Source organism: Pseudomonas sp. AGC41, assembly GCF_057334555.1.
The window spans coordinates 185,401-193,184 of the sequence record NZ_JBHFJB010000081.1; the positions used below are offsets into that span (position 1 = coordinate 185,401).

Below are 7,784 nucleotides of genomic sequence, written 5' to 3' on the forward strand. Positions count from 1 at the left end.
CGGTTCATGCAGTGAAGTTTGCACGGCGAAGCCAACGCCGAAAGGACAGGAGCAGATCAATGGATTCCGCTGCCGATATCTCCCCTGACGTCACACGTCACACGCCGATTACCCGTCGCCTGGTGGTAGCGGTTGGCGTGTTGTTCGTAATGGGCGTCCTGATGGCCGTCGCCGCGCTGTTCAATATTGCGCAAAAGCTTGATGCGGACGACGTGGGCAAGACCCACTTCTATATCGAACGCGCGCTTGAGAATCGCATCACCGCCTCGAAAAACTACATGGCCAGTTACGCCTACTGGACCACCGCCTATGAACGCCTCAACGGTGAGGTCGATGTGCAGTGGGCCTATGCCGAACACAACATGGGCAAGACTCTGTTCACCAACGATGAGTACGAAGGGGTATTCGTCATCGACCGCGAACGCACCAAATATGCCGTGGTGCGCGGACAACATGTCCAGGCAGAGGCCACGGCCTATATCGATACGCCGCTGAGGGACCTCGTCGATCAGCTCCAGGCGCAACCGGACCTGACCAGGCCGATGATCCGCTACACCTTGTTCGAAGGCTGGCCCGCCATTGTGACGGCTTCGGTGATCCTGCCCAACGACGAACGTCCCAAAGTCGAGGCTACGGGGACTTCGGTGCTGCTTTTTGTCGACCAACTGACGCCGGTCAAGCTTCGCAAGGTAGGCAAGAGCTACGGCCTGAACGAATTGAACCTGGTGAAAGACACGGCGCTGGCGCCTGGTCAACCAGCCGTGCCGCTGGATAGCACAGGTTACAGCCTGGTGTCCCGACTGGAGCGGCCAGGCCAGCAGCTGCTGTGGTCCCTGGTCCCACCATTGGGTGGCGCGTTGCTGATCCTGGCGCTGCTCACGGCGTATTTTTTTCGCTATGCCATGCGCACCGCTCGACAGGTGGATGCCAGCTACGACAACCTGGAAACGTCGAAACAGGCGCTCGAAGCGAGCGAAGAGCGCTTCCGCGCCGTGGCGGAGGCGGCGTCGGACTGGATATGGGAGATCGACAGCGAGCAACGCATCACTTATCTGTCGGGGCGTTTCAACACGGTCACCGGCTTTTCCGATCAGCAATGGCTGGGTCAGGACATCGAACAGTTGCTGTATTGCGACACCACGCCGATTGCCTTGTGGTTGGGCAAACTGGTTCAAGAGCAGAGCGCCAGCAACCTGCGGTGTTCCTACCGCGACCATTCCGGACAGTTGCGATTCTGTCGGGTATCGGCGCGGCCGATCTACGCCAAGGCTGTGGTAACGGGCTATCGCGGCACCGCCAGCGACATCACCGATGAAGTGGCCGCCCATGCCCAGGTCCAGCATCTGTCGATGCACGATGCGCTGACCGGCCTGCCGAATCGCAACAAGTTGGCCCGGCATCTGGACGATGCATTGCTTGCCAAGGAGCATTCCGTACCGCTGGCCTTGCTGATGGTGGATCTGGATAACTTCAAGCCGATCAACGATTCACTGGGCCACCCGGCCGGCGATGCGGTGCTGCTGGAAGTGGCCCAGCGCCTGCGCGACTGTACCCGCGAGCACGATCTGGTGGCGCGCCTGGGTGGAGATGAGTTCGTGGTGGTGCTCAGCGGGGTGGAGCACTCGACCGAAATCGACCGGTTTTGCGCACGGCTGATCGACAGCTTGCAGCGACCGATCCACTACGAGACCCATTCGTTGCACATTGGCGCGAGCATCGGCATTGCCGTAAGCCGGCGCCAAGGTTATGTGCCGGGCGAGTTGATCCGCTGCGCCGACATCGCCCTGTACCAGGCCAAATCCGAGGGCAAGAAGACCTGGTGCTACTTCGCCTCGCACATGAACGATCAGATCCAGCATCGTCGCCAATTGGAAAGCGACCTTCGCCAGGCATTGAAGAAACATGAGTTCATCCTGCATTTTCAGCCTCGCTATACCGTGGATGGCAAGACCATCGTCGCTGTCGAGGCGCTGGTTCGCTGGCAACATCCGACCCAGGGCTTGCTGGGCCCCGACGCGTTTATCCCGCTGGCCGAGCAAACCGACCTGATTGTCCCGCTTGGGCGTTGGGTGTTACGCGAGGCCTGCGAAACTGCGTTGACCTGGCCGGGCGAGCTGATGGTCTCGGTCAACCTCTCACCTGCGCAATTCGAACGCAGCGACGTGGTCGAGGACGTGCGCCAGGTGTTGATCGATACCCACTTCCCGGCGAGTCGCCTGGAACTGGAAATCACCGAGAACGTCATGCTGAACGATGTAGACGGTGCGCTTCAGGTCATGAATGCGCTCAAGGAACTGGGGGTGCGCTTGAACATGGACGATTTTGGTACCGGCTATTCGTCGCTCGGTTATTTGCGTACCTATCCATTCGATGGCATCAAGATCGACAAGCGCTTCATCGCCTCTATGAGCAACAGCAGCAACGACCGCGCCGTGGTCCAGGCGATCATCAACCTGGGCAAGGCCATGGGCCTGACGGTCACCGCCGAAGGTGTCGAAACGCTGGCTCAACTGGGCACGCTGGGCTCGGATGAATGCCACGAAGTGCAAGGGTATTTTCTCAGCCGCCCCATTGACAAGCAGGCGTTCGCGCATCTGCTGGAGAGCGCTCCGCCCCTGCCGAAAACCGGCTCCTGAGCGGTTGTTGCAACCTCCGCGGCTTGTCATCGGTCACAGCTAGTACTTTGGTTTTTCGAGTTGCCTGCCCATGAAAAAGCTGCGAATCGCGACTTTCAATATCAACGGCATCCGGGCTCGGCTGCCTAACCTGCTGGAATGGCTGGGGCGCGAGAAACCCGACATCGCCTGCTTGCAGGAGTTGAAGGCGGCGGACAAGGATTTTCCGGCGGCGGAGCTGGAGTCGGCTGGGTACGGGGCGATCTGGCATGGCCAGGCTTCCTGGAATGGCGTCGCCATCCTGGCCCGCGATGCGCAACCGCTGGAGAGTCGGCGCGGCCTGCCGGGCGGAGATGAAGACAATCACAGCCGCTATCTCGAGGCGGCCGTGCACGGCGTCCTGGTAGGTTGCCTTTACCTGCCTAACGGCAATCCACAGCCGGGTCCGAAGTTCGACTACAAGCTGGCCTGGTTCGAACGGCTGATCGACTACGCCCAAGGGCTACAAGCCAGCGACCATCCAGTGGTGCTGGCGGGCGACTACAACGTGGTGCCCACGGACTTCGATATCTACAACCCACGCTCCTGGCTCAAGGATGCACTGTTGCAGCCGGAAAGCCGCGAGCGGTATCAGCGCCTGCTGGACCAGGGCTGGACGGATGCGTTGCGTCATCTCTACCCGGAGGAACGGATCTATACGTTCTGGGACTATTTCCGCCAGCACTGGCAAAAAAACTCCGGGCTACGTATCGACCACCTGTTGCTCAACCCCGTCGCCAGTGCCTACCTGAGCGAGGCGGGGGTGGATGCCTGGGTCAGGAACCAGCCACACCCCAGCGACCATGCCCCGACCTGGATTCGTCTGTCTTCGCGCAAGCGCCGTTGAAGCCGCCGGATCATTGTCCACCCAGGGGAAATGCCTTATACCTGTGCCAACGGCGGGGTGCCTGCACAAGCCCTGCACCTGAACAGGAAAGGACACCCCATGAACCAACCTCGACTGAGTGATTGCGGTCGTTATCTGCGGCGCCTGGGTTTCGACACGGCGCCACCCCCGACGCTCGATTCGTTGCGCCAGTTGCAGTGGCGTCATACGGCCGAGTTCCCCTTCGAAACCCTCTCGACCCTGCTGGGGCAGCCGGTGCCGATCGACCTTGAGTCGGTGGAACGAAAAATCTTCGAGCAAGGGCGCGGCGGTTATTGCTACGAGCTCAATCAGCTATTCCTGGCCCTTTTGCAGGACCTGGGCTTCGAGGCCCGTGGTATCACCGGACGAGTGGTGATGAACGCGCCTGAAGGCGCCTGGACCGCACGCACCCATCGCTTGAGCCTGGTGACGCTTGACGGCGTGCGCCATGTAACCGACGTCGGCTTCGGTGGCATGGTGCCGACCGCGCCACTGTTGCTGGACAGTCGCGAGGTCCAGGCCACTCCTCACGAGCCGTACCGCATCGAGACCACTGAAGACGGCTACATGCTGCGCGCCAACGTAGGGGGCGAATGGCGGCCGATGTACCTGTTCGACCTGCAGCGCCAGGAAGAAATCGATTACATCGTCGGCAATTGGTACGTCTGCAGTCATCCGGATTCCCCGTTCAAGGAGCGGTTGATGGTCGCCCGCACGGGTGACGGTTGGCGCAAGACCCTCAACGGCAACAGCTATGCCGTGCATCGGATCGGGCACGAAAGCGAGCGACGCACAATCATGGACGCCGACGAGTTGATCGACCTGCTGGAGACGGAGTTCGGGCTACGGGTGCCGCCACGGGAACTGCTGCGGCCGGCGGCGGAAGGGCTGATAGCGCGAAGTTGAATGCGAACTGGTTCGGGATTTGCAACCTTGTAGGTGATCCGTGCGCGACAAGTTGTATACAACTCTATGGACATTTGTCCTGAGTTTTGAATACAGTGTGCGCATAACAAAAAACAGGGAACCCCCGAACCATGAAAACGCCCCATGTTTCACTCCCACGGCCCGAGGACGAAAACCTTGGCGTCGGCGCGAATATGGCTTACGGCCTGCAACATGTGTTGACCATGTACGGCGGCATCGTCGCGGTGCCCTTGATCATCGGCCAGGCGGCCGGCTTGTCACCGGCGGACATCGGGCTGCTGATCGCGGCGTCATTGTTCGCGGGAGGGCTGGCGACGTTGCTGCAAACGCTCGGCCTGCCGTTCTTTGGCTGCCAGCTGCCGCTGGTGCAGGGCGTTTCGTTTTCCGGCGTCGCGACCATGGTGGCGATCGTCGGAACCGGCGGGGAAGGGGGCTTCCAGGCCATCCTTGGTGCGGTAATCGCGGCGTCCCTGATCGGCTTGCTGATCACTCCAGTATTCTCGCGCATCACCCGGTTCTTCCCGCCGCTGGTCATCGGCATTGTCATCACTACCATAGGCCTGACGCTGATGCCGGTGGCGGCGCGCTGGGCCATGGGCGGCAACAGCCACGCCGCGGATTTCGGCAGCATGGCGAACATCGGCCTGGCTGCGCTGACGCTGGTGCTGGTGCTGGTACTGAGCAAAATGGGCAGTGCGACGATTTCCCGCCTGTCGATCCTGCTGGCAATGGTCATCGGCACCGTCATCGCGGTATTCCTCGGCATGGCGGATTTTTCGTCCGTCAGCGAAGGCCCGATGTTCGGGTTTCCAACGCCGTTCCACTTCGGCATGCCGACGTTCCATATCGCCGCGATCCTGTCGATGTGCATTGTGATCATGGTGACGCTGGTGGAAACCTCCGCTGACATCCTGGCGGTGGGGGAAATCATCGACACCAAGGTCGATTCCCGGCGTCTGGGCAATGGTCTGCGAGCCGACATGCTATCGAGCATGATCGCCCCGATCTTCGGCTCCTTCACCCAGAGTGCTTTTGCCCAGAACGTCGGGCTGGTGGCGGTGACCGGCATCAAGAGCCGTTTTGTCGTGGCTACCGGCGGGGTGTTCCTGGTCGTGCTCGGGTTGCTGCCGTTCATGGGACGGGTGATCGCCGCCGTGCCGACCTCGGTGCTTGGAGGTGCCGGCATCGTGCTGTTCGGCACGGTTGCCGCGAGTGGTATCCGAACCCTGTCGAAGGTCGACTACCGCAACAACGTCAACCTGATCATTGTCGCCACTTCCATTGGCTTCGGCATGATCCCGATCGCCGCACCGAACTTCTACGACCATTTCCCCAGCTGGTTCGCGACGATCTTCCATTCGGGGATCAGTTCTTCGGCGATCATGGCGATTATCCTGAACCTGGCGTTCAATCATTTCACCACCGGCAACTCCGACCAGCAGTCAGTTTTCGCCGCCGGTACCGAGCGGGTGCTGCGCTACCAGGACCTGGCTGCACTGCGTGAAGGCGATTATTTCAGCGATGGGAAATTGCATGACTGCGATGGCAACGAGATTCCGGTGGTGGCGGAACCCGCTCATTCGCCGGAAGAGCACGGCCCGGTGCGGTTGAAGAGCAGCGAGCACGTCTGATCTGGCAATCGCAAGAGTAAAAACAAAAGCAGCCGGTGATCATCGATCACCGGCTGCTTTTTTATGACCCCTGAGCGGACTACCAGCGACCGTAATGGCCGCGCGGCGGGCCATAGTAATAGCCCCGTGGTGGCCCGTAATACACCGGCGCCGGGCGATAGTAGACCGGGCGCTCGATGTATACCGGTGGCGGCGCGTAATAGACCGGTGGCGGTTGTTGCACATAGACAGGCTGCTGGACGTAGACCGGTTGTGGCTGGACATACACCGGTTGCTCGACATAAACCGGTCGGTCGCGGTTGATGAGCGCGGAGCCGACAATGGCCGAGCCGACGATCGCACCAAACACCGCGGGACCCTCCCAACCACCGCGACCATGGGCGGATGCCTGGCCGGTGACCGCGAGTGCCCCCACGAGCAGGGCGATGATGGGAAGTTTGCGTTTCATGGCGATTCCTCGTTCCAGCCCCGGCGCCTGTGGCCTGCGACAGACCCGATTAGGGCGCGGGGATACTTGCTCTGACAGCGATTTTCCCCGTATTTGCACCGCCATTGGGTAAATATTGTGTAAGGTCTGTGGCTGATCTTTTTACAGCGGATGGCGAGTCGCTGCGCTGCGCCCGAGGTCTGAGCATCGAACAGGACCGGTCGGAACGGCGATCGCGTTTATCCGAAAGTGTTTCAAGGAGACGAGCATGCAGATGAATCCCAACAAAGACACCCAGCTGTGCATGTCACTATCGGGGCGCCCGGGCAATTTCGGCCTGCGCTTTCATAATCACCTCTATGAACAATTGGGCCTGAATTTCTATTACAAGGCGTTCAGCAGTCGCGACCTGCCGGGTGCGGTGCGTGGCATTCGCGCCCTGGGCATCCGCGGGTGCGGCGTGTCGATGCCGTTCAAGGAGGCCTGCATCGCCCTGGTGGATGAGCTGGATCCTTCCGCCGCCGCGATCCAGTCGATCAACACCATCGTCAACACCGACGGCCATCTGAAGGCCTACAATACCGACTACATTGCCGTCGCCCAATTGCTGCAAACCCATGCCGTACCCAAGGATTCGACGTTCGCCCTGCGTGGCAGCGGCGGCATGGCCAAGGCGGTCGCCAGTGCCTTGCGCGATGGCGGCTATAAAAATGGCCTGATTGTCGCCCGCAACGAAACCACCGGCCGAGCCCTGGCCGACTCGCTGGGATACGAATGGCAAGCCGAGCTGGGCGCTCGCCGGCCACAAATGCTGATCAACGTGACGCCGATCGGCATGACCGGTGGTCCTGAAGCGGACCACCTGGCGTTCGAGCCCGATGCCCTCGTCGCAGCCGAGACGGTATTCGATGTAGTGGCGATTCCATCGGAAACGCCGTTGATCGTCCGGGCCCGGGCAGAAGGCAAGCGGGTCATCACCGGGCTGGAGGTGATCGCGATCCAGGCCTTGGAGCAGTTTGTGCTGTACACGGGCGTGCGACCCAACCTGGAACAATTCGACAAGGCCGTGGCTTTCGCCCGGTCCTGATCACTCCAGGCGCGCCAGACGCTCCTCCAGCGCGGCGATCCGCGCTTCGAGCTCTTCAAGGCGTTCCAGTGACACGCCGCTGCCGGCGCCACCGCGTTCTACCGGGTGCTGGCGAGCGGCGAGGATGGCCTCGATGTCCGCGGGGTCGCCCATGGCATGCATGTAGCGGTCTTCACGCTGGCCGGGCGGG

6 protein-coding genes and 1 pseudogene are annotated in these 7,784 nt (G+C 61.1%); 5 read left to right on the plus strand and 2 right to left on the minus strand.

The window, feature by feature from the left end; all coding sequences use genetic code 11:
- The first annotated feature begins 59 nt into the window (after positions 1–59).
- The 4 genes from ACE04F_RS14615 to ACE04F_RS14630 all read left to right on the plus strand — a co-directional run bounded on the left by ACE04F_RS14615 (position 60) and on the right by ACE04F_RS14630 (position 6,080).
- Positions 60–2,636, plus strand: a complete 2,577-nt coding sequence (locus ACE04F_RS14615) for a bifunctional diguanylate cyclase/phosphodiesterase (RefSeq protein WP_486107741.1) — start codon at positions 60–62, stop codon at positions 2,634–2,636.
- Positions 2,637–2,706: 70 nt separating this feature from the next.
- Positions 2,707–3,501, plus strand: a complete 795-nt coding sequence (xth, locus tag ACE04F_RS14620; protein ID WP_486107743.1) for an exodeoxyribonuclease III — start codon at positions 2,707–2,709, stop codon at positions 3,499–3,501.
- A gap of 99 nt (positions 3,502–3,600) precedes the next feature.
- The gene (locus ACE04F_RS14625; protein WP_486107745.1) at positions 3,601–4,428 is read left to right on the plus strand and encodes an arylamine N-acetyltransferase family protein; all 828 of its coding nucleotides are present in this window, start codon (positions 3,601–3,603) and stop codon (positions 4,426–4,428) included.
- A 131-nt stretch (positions 4,429–4,559) separates the two neighbouring features.
- Positions 4,560–6,080 (plus strand): nucleobase:cation symporter-2 family protein, encoded by a 1,521-nt coding sequence (locus ACE04F_RS14630; protein ID WP_486107747.1) that lies wholly within the window; start codon positions 4,560–4,562, stop codon positions 6,078–6,080.
- 79 nt (positions 6,081–6,159) lie between these two features.
- On the opposite strand, the gene ACE04F_RS14635 is transcribed toward ACE04F_RS14630, so the two are convergent.
- Positions 6,160–6,528: a hypothetical protein gene (locus ACE04F_RS14635; RefSeq protein WP_486107749.1), complete on the minus strand. Its 369-nt coding sequence runs from the start codon at positions 6,526–6,528 to the stop codon at positions 6,160–6,162.
- Between the two features lie 247 nt (positions 6,529–6,775).
- On the opposite strand from ACE04F_RS14635, the gene ACE04F_RS14640 reads away from it, so the two are divergent.
- Entirely contained in the window at positions 6,776–7,594 is an 819-nt protein-coding gene (locus ACE04F_RS14640) for a shikimate 5-dehydrogenase (protein WP_486107751.1), read from the plus strand.
- Here the strand turns inward: ACE04F_RS14640 and ACE04F_RS14645 are convergent.
- A pseudogene (locus tag ACE04F_RS14645) lies at positions 7,595–7,784 on the minus strand (DUF480 domain-containing protein); the annotation flags it as partial.

What these genes read in the sequence shown, in the direction of transcription:
- ACE04F_RS14615 (WP_486107741.1), top strand. Translation starts at nt 60, where the DNA reads ATGGATTCCGCTGCCGATATCTCCCCTGACGTCACACGTCACACGCCG.
- xth (WP_486107743.1), top strand. Translation starts at nt 2,707, where the DNA reads ATGAAAAAGCTGCGAATCGCGACTTTCAATATCAACGGCATCCGGGCT.
- ACE04F_RS14625 (WP_486107745.1), top strand. Translation starts at nt 3,601, where the DNA reads ATGAACCAACCTCGACTGAGTGATTGCGGTCGTTATCTGCGGCGCCTG.
- ACE04F_RS14630 (WP_486107747.1), top strand. Translation starts at nt 4,560, where the DNA reads ATGAAAACGCCCCATGTTTCACTCCCACGGCCCGAGGACGAAAACCTT.
- ACE04F_RS14635 (WP_486107749.1), bottom strand. Translation starts at nt 6,528, where the DNA reads ATGAAACGCAAACTTCCCATCATCGCCCTGCTCGTGGGGGCACTCGCG.
- ACE04F_RS14640 (WP_486107751.1), top strand. Translation starts at nt 6,776, where the DNA reads ATGCAGATGAATCCCAACAAAGACACCCAGCTGTGCATGTCACTATCG.